The organism is Blastococcus sp. SYSU DS0753, assembly GCF_054051175.1.
Genome location: NZ_JBJHAT010000004.1, coordinates 202906 through 222589 on the forward strand (window position 1 = coordinate 202906; position 19684 = coordinate 222589).

The window sequence follows — 19684 nt, forward strand, 5'->3', positions numbered from 1 at the left end:
GTCCGGCGTCACGACGGTATGGCGCGGATCACCGGCGTGCCGGACCGACTCGTCACGTCACGCCGGTCCCGCCCGACGCAGGGGTCAGGGCAGCCCCGCGAGGACCTTGTCGAGCGTCACCGGGAGGTCCCGCACCCGCACGCCGGTCGCCGCGTGCACGGCGTTGACGACCGCCGCCGCCGCTCCGGTGATACCAATCTCACCGATCCCCTTGGCGCCCATCACGTTGACGTAGGGGTCGTGCTCGTCGAGCCACACCGCCTCGATCTCGCCGACGTCGGCGTTGACGGTGATGTGGTACTCGGCCAGGTCGTGGTTGGCCACCTGCCCGATCCGGGAGTCCCAGACGCTGTTCTCGTGCAGCGCCATCGACAGCCCCATCGTCATCCCGCCGATGAGCTGCGAGCGGGCGGTGGTCGGGTTGATCACCCGGCCGACGCCGAAGACGCCGAGCATGCGCGGCACCCGGATCTCGCCGGTGTCGACGTCCACCCGCGCCTCCACGAACTGGGCGCCGAACGCGTAGGGGGCGTGCGCGTCGTCCTTGGCGGCCTGGTCGACGTCGCCGGAGATCTCGTCGCCGTCCGCCGGCGCCCCGCCGAACTTGTCGCGGAACGCGCGCGCGGCCACCACGAGCGCCGAGCCCCAGGTGTTCGTCCCCGAGGAACCCCCGGCCACCGACGCGACCGGGTAGCGGGTGTCGCCGATCCGCACCTCGACGTCGGCGACGTCCACCCCGAGGGCGTCGGCGGTGATCTGCGGCAGGATCGTCCAGGCCCCGGTCCCGAGATCGGCGGCGCCGATCTCGGCGATGTAGCGGCCGCCCTCGAAGCGCAGGTTCGCCGTCGAGGTGGCCTGGCGCATCGTCGGGTAGACCGAGGACGCGACCCCGTACCCGACGAGCCAGTTCCCCTCCCGCCGTCCGCGCGGGCGGTCGGCCCAGCCGAAGCGCTCGGCCCCCTCGCGCAGGCAGCGCACCAGGTTGCGGCTCGACCAGGGCTTGCCCGTCTCCGGGTCGACCTCGGGCTCGTTGCGGATCCGCAGCTCGATCGGGTCGATGCCCAGCTCCTCGGCCAGCTCGTCCATGGCGACCTCGGGGCCGAACATGCCCGGGCACTCTCCGGGCGCGCGCATCCAGGAGGGCACCGGGACGTCGAGGGCGGCCAGCCGGTGGGTGCTCCGCCGGCTGGGTGAGGCGTACATCATCCGGGCGGGGACGCCGGTCTGCTCCGCGAACTCCTTGATCCGCGAGGTCTGCTCGACGACGTCGATCGCGATCGCCTGGAGCCGGCCGCGGCGGTCGGCGGCCAGCTGCATCTGCTGGATCGTCGGCGTGCGGTAACCGGCCAGGAAGAACATCTGCTGCCGGGTGAGCGCGAGCTTCACCGGCCGGCCGGGCAGCGCGCGGGCGGCCATCGTCGCGAGCATGACGTTGGCGTGCGGCTGCCCCTTGGAGCCGAACCCGCCGCCCACGTACGGGCAGACCACCCGCACCTGCTCCTGCTCCAGGCCGAACACCTCGCAGACCGCGGCGCGGTCGGGGTGCACGCCCTGGGTGGAGTCCCACAGGGTCAGGAACTGCGCCTCGGCGTCCCACAGCGCCGTCGTCGCATGCGGCTCCAGGGGGTTGTTGTGGTACATCGCCGTCGAGTAGGTGCGCTCCAGCGTCACCTCCGCGGTGGCCATCGCCGCGGCGACGTCGCCCTCCGCGGTGTCGGTCTCGTGGCCGGCGTTGACCTTCTCCGGCTTGTAGAGGTCGTCCCGGTCGACGGCGAGCTCGGCGTCGTGCGGCTGCTCGTCGTAGGTCACGCGGATCGCGTCGGCGGCCTGCCGGGCGACCTCGGAGGTCTCCGCGACCACCACCCCGATCGGCTGCCCGCGGAAGGCCACCTCGTCGCTCTGCAGGACGGCGTACTCGGCGTCCTCGGTGCTCGCCAGCCGCTCGGCGTCGAACGGGGTGAGGATCCGCAGCACCCCGTCGAGGGCCGCGGCCGCCGTGGTGTCCATGGCGGTCACGCGGCCGCGGGCGACGGTCGCCTGCACCGGGTGGCAGTAGGCGGGATTCTCCACCGGCGTCTCGACGGCGTAGGTCGCGGTGCCCCGCACCTTGGCCTCGCCGTCGCGCCGGACCAGCCCCTGCCCGATCGCGCGCGGCTCCAGCAGGTCGGTCATGACTGCTCCTCGGTCAGCGTGCGCAGGGTGGCGGCGACGGTGCGGGTGACGAGCGGGATCTTGAAGCCGTTGCCGCCCTCGACGCCGGGCTGCGGCTGGGCGGCCGCGAGTTCGGCGTCCATCGCGGCCCGGACGGCGTCGTCGGTGAGCGGCTGCCCGCGCAGGATCTCCTCGGCGCGGGACGCCCGCCACGGCTTGTGCGCCACCCCGCCGAGCGCGATGCGGACGTCGCCGTCGTGCACCACGGCCGCGACGCTCACGAGCGCGAAGGCGTACGAGGCCCGGTCGCGCACCTTCCGGTAGGCGCTCCGCGTCCCCGCCGACAGCGGCGGCAGGTCGATCGCGGTGATCAGCTCGCCGTGCTCCAGCACCGTGTCCCGCGACGGGTCGTCGCCGGGGAGCCGGTGCAGGTCCGTGAACGGGATGGTGCGGACGCCGGCCGGGCCGAGGGTGTGCACCCGCGCGTCGAGCGCGGCGAGCGCGACGGCCATGTCGGAGGGGTGGGTGGCGATGCAGGTCTCGGGGGCGGTCGGATCCGGCAGCGCACCCGGCGTCCCGAGGATCGCGTGGTAGCGCACGTAGCCGCCGACCGCGGAGCAGCCGGTACCTGGCTCGCGCTTGTTGCAGGGCGTCGTGACGTCCTGGAAGTACGGGCAGCGGGTGCGCTGCAGCGGGTTGCCCCCGGTGGTCGCCATGTTCCGCAGCTGCCCGGTGGCACCGGCCAGCAGGGCCTGGGCGAGCACCGGGTAGCGCTCCCGGACCCGGCGGTCGGCGGCGACCTCGCTGTTGGTGCTGGCGGCGCCGAGGCGCAGCCCGCCGTCGTCGAGGTCGGTGATCTCGCGGGAGGTCAGGGTGCGGACGTCGACGACCAGGTCGGGCCGGGCGACGCCGAGGCGCAGGTGGTCGACCAGGTTGGTGCCGCCGGCGAGGAAGACGGCGTTCGGCTCGGCGGCGACGTCGCGGACCGCCTCGGCGACGTCGCCGGGCTTCGCGAAGGTGAACGGCTTCACCGGCCAGCCGCTTCCTGGACGGCGGGCGTGATGTTCACGTAGGCGGCGCAGCGGCACAGGTTGCCGCTCATCCGCTCGGCGACCTCGTCGTGCGTCATCTCCGGCTCGCTGGTGAGGTCCTCGGTGACGTGGCTGGGCCAGCCCTTCTCGAATTCCTCGATGACGCCGACCGCCGAGCAGACCTGGCCCGGGGTGCAGTAGCCGCACTGGAAGGCGTCCCGCTCCAGGAAGGCCCGTTGCACCGGGTGCAGCTCGCCGTCGCGGGCCAGCCCGTCGGCGGTGGTGATCTCCGCGCCGTCGTGCGCGACCGCGAGCGCGAGGCAGGAGAGCGCCCGCTGCCCGTCGAGCAGGATCGTGCAGGCCCCGCACTGTCCGTGGTCGCAGCCCTTCTTCGGGCTGGTGTTGCCCAGCCGCTCGCGCAGCGCGTCGAGCAGGGAGGTGCGGGTGTCGACGGTCAGCCGGCGGGTCTCGCCGTCGACCCGCAGCGTGATGTCCGCGTCCATGGCCCGCCGGTGCCCCCGCCGGTCGGCGTGGCAAACCCGGTGCAGATGACAAGCGGGTGTCCTGCCAGGCTGCCGGGCGTGATCGACGAGCCGGTTCTGCGGTGGTGCACGACGCCGGGCGAGGTGGGGGAAGGCCTGTGCTCCCAGCTCACGTCGTGCTGGCGCGATGTCGCGAACGCCGGGGGAGCGGTCGGCTTCGCCCAGCGGCTGCCCGTCGGTGACGACGTGGTGCGTCCCGTCGTCGACCGGCTCGTCGCCGGCCTCGATCCCCAGCTCCAGCGGCTCCTCGTCGCCACGCGGGGGGAAGACGTGGCTGGGTGGCTCGTGCTGACCGGCAACGCCGATCCCGTGACGGCGCACTGGGCCCGCGTGACCCACGTGCAGACGGCGCTGCCCGCGCGCGGGATGGGGGTCGGTGGCGCGCTGATGGCCGAGGTGGCCCGCGCGGCGCGGGGTGACCTGGGCCTGGACGCGCTCCGGCTGGAGGTGCGCGGCGGCATGGGGCTCAAGGCCTTCTACGGCCGGTATGGCTGGACGGTGACCGGTCGCTGGCCCGGCGCTCTGCAGATCACCCCCGACGACCGGCGGGACGAGGTGCTCATGGGTCTGGACCTGGTCGCGACCCGGTCCTGACGCAGGAGCGGTCGCGCGGAATTGTCGGTGGTCGAACGTATGTTCGGAGCATGTCAGACGCCGGGACGACGACCAGTGCCCCACCGGGTGCGCCTGCGGTCGGCTGGGCGACCGGGCCGCTCGGCGCGGTGCAGGCCGCCGACCGGGAGATCGGCCGGCAGACCGCGCTGCGCGCCCGGGCGGTGGCCGAGTTCGCGGCGGCCCGTCCGGCGTCCGTGGACCGGCAGCCGGGCGAGCCGGGCGCCATGAGCGCCGATCGCCGGGCCTCCAGGCCGGAGGTGCTCGCCGACGTCAGCGAGTGGGCCACCCAGGAACTCGCCGTCGCCCTGTCCCGCACTTCGCAGTCGGCCGAAGCGCTGCTCACCCGGTCCTTGACGCTCGTGCACCGGCTGCCCGGGACGCTGCAGGCTCTCGAGTCGGGCACGCTGCACGACGGGCACCTGTGGCCGATGCTCGGCACCGTCGCGCCGATCGCGGACCCGAAGGTCAGCGCCGAGGTGGAGGCCGAACTGCTCGCCTGGGTCGCCCGGCGGACCACCACCACCCCGGCGCAGCTGGGTGACAAGGCGCGGCGTGTGGTCCTCCGGCGCGATGCGCGCGACGCGGCCGGACGGCTGGCCCGAGCGCTGCGCGACCGCGGCGTCTCCGTGCGGCCGGGCACTGCGGACGGGACGGCGGTGCTGAGCGCGCTGCTCACGGTGCCCGAGGCCCAGGCGCTGCTGGACGCCCTGGGTCGGTACGCCGACGCCCTCGACACCGGCCCCGATGACCAGCGCACCCGTGGGCAGAAGATGGCCGACTGCCTGCTCGACCTCGTCCTGCGGCCCGGGGAGCACGAGATGCCGCCGGTGACCGCGCAGCTGACCGTGGTCGCCGGGGTGCGCACCCTGCTGGGCGGCGACGAGCCGGGCGAGATCTCCGGGCAGGTGGTCCCGGCGGAGATGGTGCGGGCGCTCGCCCGTGCCCTGGGGCTGCTCCCCGACGCCGCTGGGGAGGAAGCCGCACCGGTCGTTGCTCCGTCCGTCGCGCCACCCACCCCGGCACGCGCCGCCTGGCCCACGGAGGAGGAGGCCTTCGCCGACTGGTGGGCAGCCTCCGAGGCGCTCGTCCTCGCTGAGTGGGGCGGTGCGGAGGAGCCGCCGGAGGCGGAGATGGAACGCTACTGGGCCGAGCAGGCCCGCTTCCACCGCATGCCCTCACCGGTGGACATGGGCGTGTTCGACCCGCCGCGGGCCGGTGCGGCACCGCCCCTCGACGCATGGTGGTCCGACGGACCCGCGCCCGGCGACGGTGCGCGCGCCCGCTCCACCTCACCGGCCGACGACGGTCCCGGGTCCGAGGTACATCCTCAGCCTGCCGTCGGCACGTGGGCGGCGGCCGATCGTGCCGTCGATGTCGCAGGCGCGGCGCTGCTCGACCTGGAGCGCGCCGTCGGGCGGGCGCAGCGTGCGGTCGCGGCCGCGCGGCTCGCCGACGCGGACGACGAGGAGGCGTGGCAAGCCGGCCCCGAGGGCCGGGCGTCTGCGGCACCCGATGCGATCACCGCGTTGACCGCGGCGGCCCAGCAGCAGCGCGTGGCCCTGGCCGACCTGCTGCACCGCACCGGCGGCGGCGGCCTCGCCGACCGGCCGCGCATCGCCCTGGTCGACGAGCTGACCGGGGCCCTGCTGGCGCTCACCGATGCGCCGATGCTCACCCGGCTGGCCGTCTGCGGGGACGCCGCCTGCCGCCGCGACCCGGCCGGGTGCGATCACGACCTGACCGGCCGGCCCGGGCTCGGCCCACCGCCACCCACCGACGGCTACCGGCCGGGCACCGCGCTCGACCGCTACCTTCGCGCCCGCGACCGGCGCTGCCGCTTCCCCGGCTGCCGCCGGCCCGTTCCACGCGGCGGCGAGCTCGACCACGACCGCCCGTACCCCGACGGACCCACCGCGGTGACCAACCTCGTCGGCTACTGCACGTCGCACCACCGCGGCAAGCACCAGGCCCCCGGGTGGCAGCACGAGCTCGCACCGGACGGCACCCTGACGGTCACCACACCGAGCGGCCTGGTGGCGGCGACATCGCCACCGCCGTTCTGAGGCGGTGGCTCAGTCGGCCGGCTCGTCCACCCAGTCGGGCCCGTTGACCTCGCCTGGGCCGGCCAGGTCGCCGGCGTCGACGATCGTGTACGCGTAGCCCTGCTCGGCGAGGAAGCGCTGCCGGTGCGCGGCGTACTCGCTGTCGAGGGTGTCGCGGCTGACCACCGTGTAGAAGTGCGCCTGCCGGCCGTCGGCCTTGGGCCGCAGCACCCGGCCGAGCCGCTGCGCCTCCTCCTGGCGCGACCCGAACGTCCCCGACACCTGCACGGCGACGGCGGCCTCGGGCAGGTCGATGGAGAAGTTGGCGACCTTGGAGACGACGAGAGTCTTGATCTCGCCGATGCGGAACGCCTGGAAGAGGCGCTCGCGCTCCTTGTTCGTCGTCGACCCCTGGATGACCGGGGCGTCGAGGGCCTCGCCCAGCGCCTCGAGCTGGTCGAGGTAAGCGCCGATGACGAGCTTCTGCTCGTCGGGGTGCCGCTCCAGCACCCGGCGGATCACCGGCAGCTTCGACTGCGCCGTGGCGGCGATCCGGTAGCGCTCCTCCGGTTCGGCGACGGCGTAGGTCATCCGCTCCTCGTCGTCGAGCGCCACCCGCACCTCGACGCACTCGGCCGGCGCGATGTAGCCCTGCTGCTCGATGTCCTTCCACGGCGCGTCGTAGCGCTTCGGCCCGATGAGCGAGAAGACGTCGTCCTCCCGCCCGTCCTCGCGCACCAGCGTCGCGGTCAGCCCCAGCCGGCGGCGGGACTGCAGGTCAGCGGTCAGCCGGAAGATCGGCGCGGGCAGCAGGTGCACCTCGTCGTAGACGATCAGGCCCCAGTCCTGCGCGTCGAACAGGTCCAGGTGCCGGTACTCGCCCTTCCGGCGGGTGGTGATCACCTGGTAGGTCGCGATCGTGACCGGGCGGATCTCCTTGCGCTCGCCGGAGTACTCGCCGATCTCCTCCTCGGTCAGCGTGGTGCGGGCGATGAGCTCGCGCTTCCACTGCCGCCCGGAGACGGTGTTGGTCACCAGGATCAGCGTGGTCGCCTTGGCCTCGGCCATCGCCGCGGCGCCGACCAGCGTCTTGCCGGCCCCGCAGGGCAGGACGACGACGCCCGAGCCGCCGGCCCAGAAGCCGTCCACCGCCTCCTGCTGGTAGTCGCGCAGCTGCCAGTCCTCCTGGTCCAGGAAGATCGGGTGCGCCTGGCCGTCCACGTAGCCGGCGAGGTCCTCGGCCGGCCAGCCCACCTTGAGCAGCGCCTGCTTCAGCCGCCCGCGCTCCGAGGGGTGGACGACGACGGAGTCCGCGTCGATGCGGGCGCCCAGCATCGGGGCGACCTTCTTCGACCGGATGACCTCCTCCAGCACCGCGCGGTCCGTGCTGGACAGCACCAGCCCGTGCACCGGGTTGTTCTGCAGCGTCAGCCGGCCGAACCGGTCCATGGTGTCCGCGATGTCGACCAGCAGCGCGTGCGGCACCGGGTAGCGCGAGTAGCGCACCAGCGCGTCCACGACCTGCTCGGCGTCGTGGCCGGCGGCGCGCGCGTTCCACAGCGCCAGCGGCGTCACCCGGTAGGTGTGCACGTGCTCGGGGGAGCGCTCCAGCTCGGCGAACGGCGCGATCGCCGCCCGGCAGTCGCGGGCCAGCGGGTGGTCGACCTCGAGCAGCAGGGTCTTGTCCGACTGGACGATGAGCGGACCGTCGTTCACGCGGGGGAGTCCTTCGATCGGGGGCGGCGGCGCGGCGGGCGCACCGGACTGACCACGGTAACGCCGGGGGACGACACGGCCTTCCCCCGCACGACGGCCCGGCTCCGGCGCAGCCGTCGGGGGTTAGGTTGCCGGGATGCGGGCGAGGAGCTGGTTCGCCGCCGCAGCGGCGCTGTACGCCGCGGTCTGGGTGTGGGCGTGGACGCGGCTGCCCGACCGGGTGCCCGTCCACTTCGGCCCCGGCGGCGAGCCGGACACCTGGGCCGGCCGGCCCGCGGCCCTGGTCGGCGCGGCGGTGCTCGGGCTGGGCATGGCGGCGGTCTTCGCCGGCTGCGCCCGGTTCGTCCGCCGGTGCCGCCCCGAGCTGGTCAACGTGCCGAACCCGGGGTACTGGAAGCGGGCGGAGAACCTCGACCGGCTGCGCGGGATGATCACGACGGACCTGTGGCTGATCGGCGCCTGGACGTTCCTGCTCCTCACCGGGGTGCAGTGGCTCGTCGTCCGCGCCGCCACGGCCGGCGACCCCGGCCTCGGTCCGTGGCCGCTGGTGCTGGTCGGCGGCTACCTGGCGGGGCTCGCGGCCCACCTGGGCTGGATGTTCACCCGCCGCTACGCCGTGCCAGCGGAGCCGTGACGGCCAGCTCGACCCGGACGCGGTCCCCGGCGTCGAGCCGCTCCGCCGCCCGCACCGACCTCTTGACCGGGAGAAGGTAGCTGCCGCTGCCGGCGTCGGGGAACAGCGACGTCTGCCACGAGGTGCTGCCCACCGTGGCGGTGACGCGCACGGAGCCGAACGCGCTGCGGCCCGTGGCACCGGCCTCGCGCACCTTGTCGGCCACCTCCGGCGGCAGGGTGAGGAAGTGCCAGCCCGCCGGCCCGTCGTGCACCCAGAGCTCGGCGGTGAACGTCTCGGTCACGGCGGCACGGTAGGCCGCGGCACCGACGGTTCGCCGTGCCGGAGACCGCGCGCCTCAGCCGGCCGCGTCGCCCTCCACCAGCGCCACCGAGGTGATCCGGTGGACGGCGAAGGTGCGGCTCTCCCCGCGGCGTTCGTCGTAGCCCTGCAGGAACCCCCCGGCCAGCGACACCGGCTGGACCACGCGCTGGCTGCCGCTGCCCTGGGCGTCCACGTAGCCCAGCCACACCGGCACGCCCTCCCGCACGGCCCGCGACAGCAGCTCCAGCGTCGACGCCGTCGTCACGCCCGGCACCTGCCGCACCGCCTCCCCGCGGCGGGCGGCCAGCGCGGCGTCGCCGGCCCGGATCTCCCGCACCGTGGCGTCCAGGTCGGTGCCGCTGAGCGGGCGCGGCGCGGCCGGTGGCTCGGTGCCGCGGCGGCCCACTGCGCGCGGCCGGGCCGGCGGCCGGGTGAGCACCGCCCCGCCCGGGTGCTCGCCGGCCGGGGCGTACCCGGCCTCGCGCAGCACGGTGAGCACCTCGTCGGCGCCCAGCCCGCTCACCAGCACGCCCGGGGCCAGGCGGCGCAGCTCGGCCCCGGCGGTGCGCCGGTCGCTGAGCACCTGGGACAGCAGCCCGTGGTCGTCCGAGCGCACGTAGGACTCGATCGACCCGACCCGCAGCCGCCCGTGCTGCCGGGCCACGTCGTCGACGAGGTAATCCAGCGCCTGCGGCACAGGGGTGCGGGACGCCCGGGCGAAGAAGTCGTGCAGGTCCGACGCCGACCAGCCGGCGTCCAGCGCCCGCCGCACGCTGCCCTCCGACACCCGGAACACCGTGGCGCCGCCGGAGGACTCGACGTCGGCGACGACGGCCAGCGTGTCGGCCAGCTCGGCGACCAGCGGTCCCGGTGCGATCAGCGACAGGTCCGGCTGGGCGAGGACGTGGTCGACCGGCTCGGGCAGCAGCCCCCGCATGCCGTCGGCTGCGCCGTCCTCGCCGGCCGCCAGCAGACCGCGGCCACCGGTGGAGAGCACCCCGCCCACCAGCACCCCGAGCCGCGCGGCCTCGGCGAGCATGTCGGGCACCGGCGCCAGCCGGTCCGCCCGGCGCGGGGTGCGCCAGCGCAGCAGCGCGGTGAGGTCGTCGGGCGCCAGCCCCGAACCCGGCGGCTGCTCGGCGAGCACGGCCAGCGCCGACCGGCGGATCGCCGGCGCGGTGTGCCGCACCAGGTCGGGGGAGAGCGGGTTGGCGGCCTTGCCGGCCAGGTCGCGCACCCCCACCAGCGAGGGCAGCCGGACGCCGCCCAGCCACCCGGCCGCGAGCACCGCCCAGCGGTCGGCGAGGTCCTGCTCCCGCCACACGTCGTAGGCCCGCGTGGGCAGCCACTCGTCCCGGTGCGGCCCACCCACGTCGAGCAGCCCACCGGCGTGCGCCAGCTCCAGCAGCCAGGCGGCGTCGGGTTCGGCGACCTTCAGCGTCTTCGCCAGCCGCTTCTGGTCGCGCACGCCGACCCCGCCGCTGCGCAGCAGCCCGGCCGGCTCCTCCTCCAGGAGCGCGAGCAGCTCCCCGACGCGCCCGACCGACTCCAGCGCGGCACCGGCGGCCTGCCGGTCCACCACCTGCGGGTCCCGCGTGACGACGGCGGGCTCCGGGCGACGGCGCGGCGGGCCGTACGGCCGGTCGCCGCGCAGCAGCAGGCCGATCTCGCGGGGCAGCTCGACGTTCAGCGCGTCGATGCGGGCGAGCAGTCCGCGCTGCAGCAGCCGCCGGGCCGGTGACGCGCCGCCGTTCGGCGAATCGGGCAGGTGGCCGACCGGCCGGTCGCCGGCCAGCCGCTCCAGGACGGCGCGTTCGTCCGGGGCGAGCTCGGCGAGCGCGGCGGGGAGGTCGGCGGGCAGCTGCAGGCGCAGGTCCACCGCGCGGCGACCCAGGCCGGCGGGGTGCCGGACGGCACGGCGCACCGGGTCGGGGGCGTGCAGCACGTCGTCGCCCCAGAGCAGCGCCCGCGCGGTGAGCGCCTCGATCGCGCCGGCGATCACGTCTTCGCCGACCTCGGGCAGCTCCCCGAACAGCGCGTCGGGCGCCAGACCGTCGGTGGGCGCGAGCAGCACCACGTCCAGCACCTGCAGGGTCGCGGCGTCCAGCTCGTCCAGCGCGCGGTCCACCGACACCGGGACAGCCAGCCGGCTGGCGAGCGCGACGACGTCGGACGGCGCGGGGCGGGCCACGTCGGGCCGGGCCGCCAGCAACGCGCGCAGCTGCTCGTCGCTGCGGGTGCGCAACCAGGCGGCGAGCGTCGCAGGAGCTTCCGTGGACATCCGGTCCACGCTACGTCGCCGCCCCCGCCGACGCTGCTGCCAGCATGGAGGCATGCACCCGGCGAGTGAGGACCCCGGCACCCGGACCGCCCTGGCCGCCCACCAGGTCGGGGCGCTGCGCTGGCTGGGCGGCGGGGCCATCGCCGTCGTCCTGGGGATCCTGCTCGGCGTCGCCGCGATCACCATCGCCGGCGAGGACGGGCGCCGGGTGCCCGGTGCGGGCCTCGCCGTCCTGGTGCTCGTGCTCGGCGGGCTGGCCGCCGTCGGCGTGGGCGCCGGGGCGCTGTGGCGCACCCACCGCTGGCGGCGGGCGCTGGCCGGCACCCCGTGGCGCCGCGGCACGCTGCGCGTCGCCGGGCCGGCCGTCCTCGCCTTCGAGCCCGACGGCCTCGACGACGACGTCCACCTCCGCCTGCTGAGCACCGCGATCTGGCGGACCCGCGCGGTGCAGGCGCTCGACGGCGGCAGCGTGCTCGCCGCGCCGGTCGGAGCGGGGCAGTGGGTGTTCACGACCGAGGGAGCGGGCACCCTCTACGGCGCCCGGGCCGTCGCCCGGGGGCGCTGACCGCGACACCCCCCCGCCGCGGGGGCGGTGGCGCGCGCCGGGCAGGCCGGTCAGGAGATGATGTGGGGGACAGTGCACCGCGCGGTGCACCCGCGACCGCACACGGAGGCGTCATGGCCAAGCGCAACGAGAAGCACGCCCACCTGGTGGAACCCACCTGGGGCGAGTCCGACGGCGGCGGTCCGCCGATCACCGAGCTCGTGGCCTCGGTCGCCGGCCCGCTGTCGCCGTTCGGCGAGGACCACGGCTTCCCGATCCCGCCGGAGCGCCTGCGCTACGCCCACCCGACGGACAAGCCCAACCGGGCCGGCGTCCAGACCGCAGAGGGCCGGCGGCGGTGAGCGCGCCCGCGCTGCCGTCCTACAGCAGCGGGACCTCCACGGTCCCCCTGCTGGGCGACACGATCGGGGCGAACCTGGATCGGACGGCGGCACGGGTGGGCGACCACGAGGCGCTCGTCGAGTGCGCCTCCGGTCGCCGCTGGACCTATCCCCAGCTGGTCGACGACGTCGATGCCTGCGCGCTGGGGCTCGACGCCCTCGGCGTGGCCAAGGGTGACCGGGTCGGCATCTGGGCGCCCAACTGCGCCGAGTGGGTGTTCGTCCAGTACGCGACGGCGAAGCTCGGCGCGATCCTGGTGAACATCAACCCGGCCTACCGCACCCACGAGCTCGCCTACGTGCTGAAGCAGGCCGGGATCTCCGTGCTGGTCGCGGCCCCTGCGTTCAAGACCAGCGACTACCGCGCCATGGTCGCCGAGGTGCGCGGTGAGTGCCCCGAGCTGCGCGAGGTCGTCTTCCTGGGCTCCCCGGAGTGGGATGCGCTGATGCGCGCGGGCCGGGAGGGGGACCGGGGGCTGCTCGCCGAGCGCGAGACGCAGCTCTCCGCCGACGACCCGATCAACATCCAGTACACGTCGGGCACGACCGGCTTCCCGAAGGGCGCCACGCTCACCCACCACAACCTGCTCAACAACGGGTTCTTCGTCGGCGAGGGGTGCGGCTACACCGAGGCCGACCGCGTCTGCATCCCGGTGCCGTACTACCACTGCTTCGGCATGGGGATGGGCAATCTCGGCGCCACCAGCCACGGCGCGACGATGGTCATCCCGGCGCCGGGGTTCGACCCCGCGCTGACGCTGCAGGCCGTGCAGGACGAGCGCTGCACCTCGCTGTACGGCGTCCCGACGATGTTCATCGCCGAGCTCGGGCTGCCGAACTTCGGCGAGTTCGACCTCTCCAGCCTGCGCACCGGCATCATGGCCGGCTCGCCGTGCCCGGTGGAGGTGATGAAGCGGGTGGTCGCCGAGATGGGCATGACCGAGGTGACCATCTGCTACGGCATGACCGAGACCTCGCCGGTCTCCACGCAGACCGGTGCCGACGACGACCTGGAGCGGCGCACCTCCACCGTCGGCCGGGTGCACCCGCACCTGGAGGTGAAGGTCGTCGACCCGGCGACCGGGCTGACCGTCCCCCGTGGGACCCCCGGCGAGTTCTGCACCCGCGGCTACTCGGTGATGCTCGGCTACTGGGACGAGCCGGAGAAGACCGCCGAGGTCATCGACCGCGCCCGCTGGATGCACACCGGCGACCTCGCCGTCATGGACGACGCCGGCTACCTCAACATCGTCGGCCGGATCAAGGACATGGTCATCCGCGGCGGGGAGAACGTGTACCCGCGGGAGATCGAGGAGTTCCTCTACACCCACCCCGACATCGTCGACGCGCAGGTCATCGGCGTCCCCGACGAGCGGTACGGGGAGGAGCTCATGGCCTGGGTGCGGCTGCGCGAGGGCGCCGAGCCGCTCACCGCCGAGAGCCTCCGCGAGTTCTGCGCCGGCAAGCTGGCCCACTACAAGGTGCCGCGGTACGTGAAGGTCGTCGACGAGTTCCCGATGACGGTGACCGGCAAGATCCGCAAGGTGGAGATGCGCCAGGTGTCGGTGGCGGAGCTGGGGCTGGAGTCCGCGGCGGCCGTGCGCAACGCCTGAAGAAGGACCACCCTTCCCCCCCACGCCTCGCACGCTCGGCGCGGGCCCCTGAAGGGTGGCCGTTCCAGTCCGTCACCCCTGGGCGACCGGGACCACCAGCGCCCGGTGGTCGGACAGGGGGAGCCGCACCGCCTCGGCCGGGCCGCCGGCCCGGATGCCGCCGCGCACCAGGACGTGGTCCAGCTGCCGGGTCGGCCGGGGCGCCGGGAACGTCGCCGCCGTCGCGACCGGGCGCAGCCCGCTGTGCCGCGCGGCCGCGCGCTGCTGCATGTTGAGGTCACCGATCAGCACCAGGGGCTCCGGCGTGCCCGCGAGCGAGCGCACCAGCGTGCGCAGCTGGTGGGCGTTCCACCCGGGGATGAACGACAGGTGGGTGTTGCACACGGTGACCTGCCCGGAGGGGCCGTCGATGACGGCGGCGACGGCCACGCGGGGTTCGTCCCGGGCCAGGAACGGACGGCGGGACTGCTGCGACCACAGCGGCACGCTCACCCGCAGCGCGTCCAGCCGGACCACCCGCCAGGAGACCACCGGGTACCGGGAGAGCAGGGAGATGCCGTAGCTGGCCGACCCCGGCTGCTCGTCGCCGGTGGCGGCCATCCAGGTGCCGCCGGGCGTCCCGGACAGCGCCGCGACGAACTGGGAGTCGACGGCCCCCATCGCCTCGGCCGCGACGGCGGTCAGGTCGGCGCCGTGCGACCGCGGCTGGTCGCGGTCGACCTCCTGCAGACCGAGGACGTCGGCGTCCAGGGTCTTGACCGCGGCGGCCAGCCGGTCGACGTCGACCCGGCCGTCGTCGAGCGAGCGTCCGTGCAGGAGGTTGAAGGTCGCGATGCGCACCCGCTCCCAGTGCCCGCCGGGCGCCCGGTCTACCCCGCTGTGTGCGGGCGTTACCTGCGGGTAGCAGGCGCTGGGTGCAGACGTCTCCCCGGGAGCAGGTGCGCGACCTGCTGAAGCGGACCGCGGTCGCGCTGAAACAGGGGAACGTGCCGTTCGCGCTCTGCGGCGGCTACGCCGCCTGGGCGCGCGGTGCGCCCGAGCCCGATCACGATGCCGACTTCCTCGTCCCGGCGGCCGAGGCCGGGCGGGCGGCCGAAGCGCTCGCCGACGCCGGCCTGCAGGTGGTGGAGCCGGCCGAGGACTGGCTGCTGAAGATCGTGCGGGACGACGTCTTCGTCGACGTGATCTGGCGGGCCTGCGGACGCCCCGTGGGGAACGACCTGGTCGACCGCGCCGAGACGCTGCCCGTCCTCTCCGTGCAGATGCCGGTGCTGGCGCCGACCGACATCGTGGTGTCCAAGCTGATGGCCCTGGACGAGCACTACTGCGACTTCTCGCGGCTGCTGCCGGTCGCCCGCGCGCTGCGCGAGCAGGTCGACTGGGAGTTGGTGGCCCGCGAGGTGGCGGAGAACGACTTCGCCGTCGTCTTCCTGGCGCTGCTGGATCGGCTCCGGATCACCCCGGACGTCAGCCCGGGATGAGCACGGCCACGGCGGCGGCGAGGGCGGTGAGGACGACGGTGGACGTCGCCGCGCGGGCCAGCGCGGGGCTCGAGACGCGCCCGCCGTCGGCCACCCTGCGGCGCACCTGCCGGTAGCGGGCGGGAGCGAGCGCTCCGAGCAGCAGCAGCCCGAGCAACGCGGTGACCCCGCCCGCGACGAGGAGCGCGGGCCGCTCCGCGCCCACTGCCCGGTGCGCCACCAGCCCGCCCACGGCGAGCAGCCCCAGGCCGGTGCGCTGCCAGGCCAGCGCGGTCCGTTCGGGCTGGGTCTCCACCGGGTCGGTCACCCGCGCAGGACCTCCAGGCCCACGAGGACGCCGACGACGACCACCACGGCGCTCACGGCGGCGACCACGGCGGGGACGAGCACGCTCGAGGGCAGCGCCCGCCCGGCCTCGATCGCCGCCTCGTTGGCCCGCCACCGGCGGTACCCGGCCAGCGCGACGCCCAGGCCGATGGCGACCAGCGCCAGCGCGACGGCGGAGCTGCCCCACGGGACCCCGAGGTCGGGGGCGTAGGTGGCGACGGCGACCCCGCCCGCGACCAGCGCCAGCCCGGTCCGCAGCCAGGCCAGCAGCGTGCGCTCGTTGGCCAGGGTGAAGCGGTAGTCGGGGTGGTCGGGCACCGGCCCAGCGTAGGGACCCGCCGGGAATCGGCAGGTCGGCGCGGCGGCGCGGCGGCTAACCTGGTGACCAGCGGCGTCCTGCCGCCGTCGTCCGACCGGCCAGCGTGCCGCGCCAGAGCGAGGAACTGAGGGAATCCACCGTGCCCACCGGCAGAGTGAAGTGGTTCAACGCGGAGAAGGGCTTCGGCTTCCTGTCCCGCGAGGACGGTCCCGACGTCTTCGTGCACAAGGACGCGCTGCCCGCCGGCACCGACCTCAAGCCCGGTCAGCGCGTGGAGTTCGGCATCGTCGCCGGCCGCCGCGGCGACCAGGCGCTGCAGGTCCGCATCCTCGACCCGCTCCCGTCGGTGGCGGCCACCGTCGCCGCGGCCAACCGCAAGAAGCCCGACGAGCTGGTCCCGATCGTCGAGGACCTGATCAAGCTGCTCGACGACGTCTCCGAGGGGCTGCGCCACGGCCGCTACCCCGATCGCGGCCACGCCCGGAAGGTCGCCGCCGTGCTGCGCGCCGTCGCCACCGACCTGGAGGGCTGAGCGCCGCCGCTCAGCCCGCCAGCTCGCCGCCTGCGCGCAGGAAGCCGACCGGCCAGGCCGCGGTGAACTCGCCGCAGTCGCCGCCGGCGTCCTCGACCACCACGAGGTAGAAGGCTGGCGGGACGACGTCGGAGGAGCTGATCCCGTCGAACGTCTCGGTGCCCGCCGGGACGTCCACCTCGCCGATGAGCTCCTCCAGCGACTCGTCGAACACCTGCACCTGCCAGCCCCGTTCGGCGATCGCCTCGGGGACGGTCAGGGAGATGGTGGTGCCCGGGGAGACCTCGACCACCGGCGGCCTCGTGCTGTAGCGCTGCCCCTCGCCGTCGAGGCAGTACTGGGTCGGCCCGGCGGTGACGTCCTGGCTGCCGGCCTGCACCCGGATCTCCTCGGGGGTCGCGGGCTCGCCCGCGCAGGCCGACAGCGAACCGGCCGCGCAGACGGCGAGCAGCAGCGCGGGGAGGGGAGCTCTCACGACCACGACGGTCCCACCGGCGTCGTCGGCGCCTCCGGGCCCCCCGGCGCGGCTGCCGGGGGGTGGCTGCGGTAGAGGCTCCACAGGATCAGGGCGACGGCGAGCACGAGCAGGGCCGCCGCGACGGTGAACCCGATCCAGCCGACCGGCGGCAGCGCGATGCCCAGCGCCCCGCCGACCACCCAGGCCAGCTGCAGCATCGTCTCGGAGCGGGCGAACGCCGAGGCGCGCAGGCGCTCGGGCACCTCGCGCTGGATGATCGCGTCCAGCGATACCTTGCCGAGGGCGTTGGCGACGGCGGAGACGCCGGCCACGAGCACCGCCATGGCGAACCCGTAGAAGACCGCGGCCAGCACGGTCACCGCCGCGGCGGCGGACGCCGCGTGGAGCACGAGGCGGTCGGGGGCGGCGGTGTGCAGCCGTGAGCCCACCGCGGTCCCGGTGAAGCTGCCGAGCCCTGCGGCGGCCGCGAGCGCGCCGAGCGCGAGGGTGGCCGACCAGCCGTCGGCGAACGTCGCCTGCACCAGGAAGGCGGCGAAGATGGTGAGGAAGCCGCCCAGGCCGCGCAGCGCCGCGTTGGCCCGCAGCGCCAGCACCACGTGCCGGCTCACCCGCCGGCGCCCCCGGCCCTGCACCGGGATCTCGGCGGTGCGCAGGACGTCGGCGGGCTCCTCGCCCGCCGGGACGTCGACGTGCCGGGGGAGCCGGACGGCCAGCACTGCCCCGCACAGGAACACCGCGGCGGTCGCCCACAGCTCCCAGTCGAAGCCGATCAGCGCGGCCACCCCGGCGGCCAGGCCACCGGCCACCCCTGCCGTCGCCAGGCCGAAGACCGACAGTCGCGCGTTCGCCGAGGTCAGCGACATCGCGCCCGGCAGCACGCGGGGGACCACCGCCGCCCGCAGCACGTTGTGCGCCTTGGACAGCACCAGCACCCCCAGGGCCGCCGGGTACAGCCACAGGTCGTCGAAGTGCCCGGCCATCACCAGGGCCAGCGCTGCCCGCCCGCCCAGGGACGCCGCCAGCGCCCACCGGCGGCCGCGCTGCAGCCGGTCCAGCGCGGGACCGATGACCGGCGCGAGCAGGGCGAACGGCGCCATCGTCACCAGCAGGTACAGCGCGACGTTGCCGCGCTGGGCGTCGGTGGTGGCCGCGAAGAACAGCGTGCCGGCCAGGGAGACGGCGATCATCGCGTCCCCGGCCATGTGCAGGGCGTTGACCCACAGCAGCTGGGTCAGCCCGCTCTCACCCGCGCCGTCGGCCCGGCTGGCGGCGCGGATCCGGCGGGCGGCGGCGGTGGTCAGCTCGCGGCTGCGGGCGGCGGCGACCCGGGTGACGGTGATCTTCGGGGTGGCCGCGGGCATCGGCCGGGTCTGCGGCCGCGGCACCCCGAGCGGGGTGGTGTCCAGCGGGGTGGTGTCCAGCGGCGCCGCCTCCTGCCTGCCCGCCCGCGACCACCGGCGTGCGCCGGGCGGGCGGCTGGAGGCGGACACGCCGCCCATGGTGCCGCACCCACCTGGGAGTCCGGTCCGCGACGCCGGACCGGTCGTCCGCCACAATGGGAGTCGTGTCCGAGTCCCCCGCGCCCGTCCGGCCCGCCTCCCCAGCGGCCGAGCCGTTGACCGCCGCGATCGAGCAGGCCCGGGCGGCGGCCGTCGAGACGGCCGGCGCCGCCGACGCGGTCGGCGAGCACCTGGGGGCCACCGCGGAGTCGGTCGGTCCCCCCGAGCTGGGGGAGGTGCTCACCCACACCTTCGCCAGCCGGCTGCCCGGCTACGTCGGCTGGCACTGGGCGGTCACGATCGCCCGGGTTTCCGGCGAGGAGCGGATCACCGTCGACGAGGTGGTGCTCCTCCCCGGTGAGCAGGCGCTGCTGGCCCCGGCCTGGGTGCCGTGGCACGAGCGGCTGCGGCCGGGCGACCTCTCGGTGGGCGACGTCCTGCCGGCCACCGAGGACGACCCGCGGCTGGTGCCGGCGTACACGACCGACGACGACTCCGCCGACGACCCGGAGGGACGGGTGGTCGCCGCCGAGATCGGCCTCGGCCGGGAGCGCGTCATGTCGCGGGAGGGCCGGTCGGAGGCGGTGGCCCGCTGGACGTCGGGGGAGTTCGGCCCGACGTCGCCGATGGCCCGGCAGGCACCCGGCCCCTGCGCGACCTGCGGGTTCTACCTCCCGCTGGCCGGCTCGCTGCGGCAGTTCGTCGGTGCGTGCGGGAACGCCTACGCCCCCGGCGACGGTCGGGTCGTGGCGGCCGACTACGGGTGTGGCGCGCACAGCCAGGCGACCCTCGTCGTCGTCGAGGAGACCGAGGTGGTCACCTCTGCGCGCTACGACACCTCGGAGTACGACGTCCTGAGCGACTGATCGCGGGTCAGCCGCGGTCGCGCCGGCCCAGCTGCCCCTGCAGCTTCATGACGCCGAGCCCCAGGAGCGCCAGCCCGATCGCGGCGACGCACGTCCAGGTCCACATGCGGTCCACCCGGTCGCCCAGCAGCAGCAGGACGACCAGGGCGACCGCCCACAGCGCGATCCCGGCGAGCACCACGCGCGCGGTGTCCACCTGCAACGGCGGGGGAGCCTGCTTTCCGGGACCGGGCACGACGGCACCTTAGATCCCGGCTCGGTCACGGGGCGACCTGCTTGCCACGTGCGTGTGGCACGCTGGCGCCGCTC

At 75.3% G+C, this 19684-nt stretch carries 21 protein-coding genes; 9 read left to right on the forward strand and 12 right to left on the reverse strand.

Annotated features, from left to right (window positions below; genetic code table 11):
• Positions 1-84: 84 nt before the first annotated feature.
• Genes ACI799_RS05745 through ACI799_RS05755 form a run of 3 tightly spaced genes read right to left on the reverse strand, consistent with a single transcriptional unit; the run spans position 85 to position 3685 of the window.
• The gene (locus tag ACI799_RS05745; protein WP_456612597.1) at positions 85-2172 is read right to left on the reverse strand and encodes a xanthine dehydrogenase family protein molybdopterin-binding subunit; all 2088 of its coding nucleotides are present in this window, start codon (positions 2170-2172) and stop codon (positions 85-87) included.
• Positions 2169-3182 carry an FAD binding domain-containing protein gene (locus tag ACI799_RS05750; RefSeq protein ID WP_456612598.1) on the reverse strand — a complete coding sequence of 338 codons (1014 nt, stop codon included), beginning with the start codon at positions 3180-3182 and terminating at the stop codon, positions 2169-2171. The genes ACI799_RS05745 and ACI799_RS05750 overlap by 4 nt, the downstream gene beginning before the upstream one ends.
• Positions 3179-3685, reverse strand: a complete 507-nt coding sequence (locus tag ACI799_RS05755; RefSeq protein WP_456588076.1) for a 2Fe-2S iron-sulfur cluster-binding protein — start codon at positions 3683-3685, stop codon at positions 3179-3181. The genes ACI799_RS05750 and ACI799_RS05755 overlap by 4 nt, the downstream gene beginning before the upstream one ends.
• A 78-nt stretch (positions 3686-3763) precedes the next feature.
• On the opposite strand from ACI799_RS05755, the gene ACI799_RS05760 reads away from it, so the two are divergent.
• Both ACI799_RS05760 and ACI799_RS05765 read left to right on the forward strand, forming a co-directional pair.
• A complete protein-coding gene (locus tag ACI799_RS05760) occupies positions 3764-4318 on the forward strand; it encodes an N-acetyltransferase family protein (protein ID WP_456612599.1) in 555 nt (184 codons plus the stop codon).
• A gap of 50 nt (positions 4319-4368) precedes the next feature.
• Complete coding sequence (locus ACI799_RS05765; RefSeq protein WP_456612600.1) at positions 4369-6402, forward strand: DUF222 domain-containing protein; 2034 nt, start codon at positions 4369-4371, stop codon at positions 6400-6402.
• Between the two features lie 9 nt (positions 6403-6411).
• Here the strand turns inward: ACI799_RS05765 and ACI799_RS05770 are convergent, their stop codons facing one another.
• Positions 6412-8097: a DNA repair helicase XPB gene (locus ACI799_RS05770; protein ID WP_456612601.1), complete on the reverse strand. Its 1686-nt coding sequence runs from the start codon at positions 8095-8097 to the stop codon at positions 6412-6414.
• Between the two features lie 136 nt (positions 8098-8233).
• Here ACI799_RS05770 and ACI799_RS05775 point away from each other — a divergent pair, with 136 nt between their 5' ends.
• Entirely contained in the window at positions 8234-8731 is a 498-nt protein-coding gene (locus ACI799_RS05775; protein ID WP_456612602.1) for a DUF1648 domain-containing protein, read from the forward strand.
• Here ACI799_RS05775 and ACI799_RS05780 read toward each other — a convergent pair.
• Complete coding sequence (locus ACI799_RS05780; RefSeq protein WP_456599097.1) at positions 8697-9014, reverse strand: DUF1905 domain-containing protein; 318 nt, start codon at positions 9012-9014, stop codon at positions 8697-8699. The genes ACI799_RS05775 and ACI799_RS05780 overlap by 35 nt on opposite strands.
• 54 nt (positions 9015-9068) lie before the next feature.
• Complete coding sequence (locus ACI799_RS05785) at positions 9069-11315, reverse strand: helicase-associated domain-containing protein (protein ID WP_456612603.1); 2247 nt, start codon at positions 11313-11315, stop codon at positions 9069-9071.
• Positions 11316-11367: 52 nt separating this feature from the next.
• On the opposite strand from ACI799_RS05785, the gene ACI799_RS05790 reads away from it, so the two are divergent.
• The 3 genes from ACI799_RS05790 to ACI799_RS05800 all read left to right on the forward strand — a co-directional run bounded on the left by ACI799_RS05790 (position 11368) and on the right by ACI799_RS05800 (position 13873).
• Positions 11368-11880 carry a hypothetical protein gene (locus ACI799_RS05790; RefSeq protein WP_456595884.1) on the forward strand — a complete coding sequence of 171 codons (513 nt, stop codon included), beginning with the start codon at positions 11368-11370 and terminating at the stop codon, positions 11878-11880.
• A 113-nt stretch (positions 11881-11993) separates the two neighbouring features.
• Entirely contained in the window at positions 11994-12221 is a 228-nt protein-coding gene (locus tag ACI799_RS05795; protein WP_456588067.1) for a hypothetical protein, read from the forward strand.
• The gene (locus tag ACI799_RS05800) at positions 12218-13873 is read left to right on the forward strand and encodes an AMP-binding protein (RefSeq protein ID WP_456588066.1); all 1656 of its coding nucleotides are present in this window, start codon (positions 12218-12220) and stop codon (positions 13871-13873) included. Before ACI799_RS05795 ends, ACI799_RS05800 begins: the two co-directional genes overlap by 4 nt.
• Positions 13874-13945: 72 nt before the next feature.
• On the opposite strand, the gene ACI799_RS05805 is transcribed toward ACI799_RS05800, so the two are convergent.
• A complete protein-coding gene (locus tag ACI799_RS05805; protein WP_456588065.1) occupies positions 13946-14713 on the reverse strand; it encodes an endonuclease/exonuclease/phosphatase family protein in 768 nt (255 codons plus the stop codon).
• 74 nt (positions 14714-14787) lie between these two features.
• On the opposite strand from ACI799_RS05805, the gene ACI799_RS05810 reads away from it, so the two are divergent.
• Positions 14788-15354, forward strand: coding sequence for a nucleotidyltransferase family protein (locus ACI799_RS05810; RefSeq protein WP_456612604.1), 567 nt, complete (start codon positions 14788-14790; stop codon positions 15352-15354).
• Here the strand turns inward: ACI799_RS05810 and ACI799_RS05815 are convergent.
• Both ACI799_RS05815 and ACI799_RS05820 read right to left on the reverse strand, forming a co-directional pair.
• A complete protein-coding gene (locus ACI799_RS05815; RefSeq protein WP_456612605.1) occupies positions 15341-15661 on the reverse strand; it encodes a DUF202 domain-containing protein in 321 nt (106 codons plus the stop codon). The two genes, ACI799_RS05810 and ACI799_RS05815, sit on opposite strands and share 14 nt — an antisense overlap.
• Complete coding sequence (locus ACI799_RS05820; protein ID WP_456612606.1) at positions 15658-15999, reverse strand: YidH family protein; 342 nt, start codon at positions 15997-15999, stop codon at positions 15658-15660. Before ACI799_RS05820 ends, ACI799_RS05815 begins: the two co-directional genes overlap by 4 nt.
• A 140-nt stretch (positions 16000-16139) precedes the next feature.
• Between ACI799_RS05820 and ACI799_RS05825 the strand changes: the two genes are divergently transcribed.
• Positions 16140-16532 carry a cold-shock protein gene (locus ACI799_RS05825; RefSeq protein ID WP_456588061.1) on the forward strand — a complete coding sequence of 131 codons (393 nt, stop codon included), beginning with the start codon at positions 16140-16142 and terminating at the stop codon, positions 16530-16532.
• Positions 16533-16542: 10 nt separating this feature from the next.
• Here the strand turns inward: ACI799_RS05825 and ACI799_RS05830 are convergent, their stop codons facing one another.
• A complete protein-coding gene (locus ACI799_RS05830) occupies positions 16543-17007 on the reverse strand; it encodes a DUF2771 family protein (protein ID WP_456612607.1) in 465 nt (154 codons plus the stop codon).
• Entirely contained in the window at positions 17004-18500 is a 1497-nt protein-coding gene (locus ACI799_RS05835) for an MFS transporter (RefSeq protein ID WP_456612608.1), read from the reverse strand. The genes ACI799_RS05830 and ACI799_RS05835 overlap by 4 nt, the downstream gene beginning before the upstream one ends.
• Before the next feature lie 65 nt (positions 18501-18565).
• Between ACI799_RS05835 and ACI799_RS05840 the strand changes: the two genes are divergently transcribed.
• Positions 18566-19375, forward strand: a complete 810-nt coding sequence (locus tag ACI799_RS05840; RefSeq protein WP_456599099.1) for a DUF3027 domain-containing protein — start codon at positions 18566-18568, stop codon at positions 19373-19375.
• Between the two features lie 7 nt (positions 19376-19382).
• On the opposite strand, the gene ACI799_RS05845 is transcribed toward ACI799_RS05840, so the two are convergent.
• Complete coding sequence (locus ACI799_RS05845; protein ID WP_456588057.1) at positions 19383-19610, reverse strand: DUF2530 domain-containing protein; 228 nt, start codon at positions 19608-19610, stop codon at positions 19383-19385.
• Positions 19611-19684 lie beyond the last annotated feature (74 nt).